This is a genomic window from Pontimicrobium sp. MEBiC01747 (assembly GCF_053601635.1).
In genome coordinates, this window is the sequence record NZ_JBSHNS010000211.1 from 1 (window position 1) to 701 (window position 701).

Consider the following 701-nt stretch of genomic DNA (forward strand, 5'->3'; position numbering starts at 1 on the left):
GTAGTTATTTAAGATTAGCTAACGTATCTCTTGGTTATAATATTCCAGTAAACCCAAAATCACTTATTAAAAACGCTTATGTTGCTGTGTCTGGTCAAAACCTATGGTTGTTAACAAACTATAGCGGATTCGATCCAGAAATAAGCAGTTTTACTCATGATCCAGGTCGTGTTGGCGTAGATTGGGGATCTTTCCCTAACCAAAGATCTTTTGCTTTATCATTAAACTTAACATTTTAAAACATCAATAAAATGAAAAAATATATTTATACAATAGGAATTTTTACACTTGCAATGCTTTTTGTAAGCTGTGATGATTTTTTGGAAGAAGATGTGGAAACATTTTTTTCAGAAGAACAAGTATTCTCTACAGTAGATGGTGTTGAAGCAGCAGTAAATGGTATGTATCAAAAATATGCAGGGCCAGGATATCACGGTTCAGCAGTACATGGATTAATAAATCCAGTATCTGGAAAATTCTTTTCAAATCAAGGAGCAAGTGAAGATGCAACAAGTTTAAATTGCTTACCAAATAATACTTGGTTAATACGCTTATGGCCTTCAATGTATGAAGCAATTAATAATGCAAATACAATAATAGATAATATTCAAGATTCTGAGTTAAGTAACAGAGATACTGCTTTAGGGCAAGCTTACTTTATTAGAGCGGCAACGTATTTTGATTTGGTTCGTTATTTTGGA

2 protein-coding genes are annotated in these 701 nt (G+C 32.5%); both read left to right on the forward strand.

From position 1 onward, the window contains the following. Window positions 1-239 (forward strand): hypothetical protein (locus tag ACVC2P_RS06670; protein ID WP_452597696.1); only part of this gene is annotated, 239 nt, incomplete at its 5' end. Window positions 240-251: 12 nt separating this feature from the next. After that, on the forward strand, window positions 252-701 hold a 450-nt coding region (locus ACVC2P_RS06675; protein WP_452597697.1), incomplete at its 3' end, for a RagB/SusD family nutrient uptake outer membrane protein.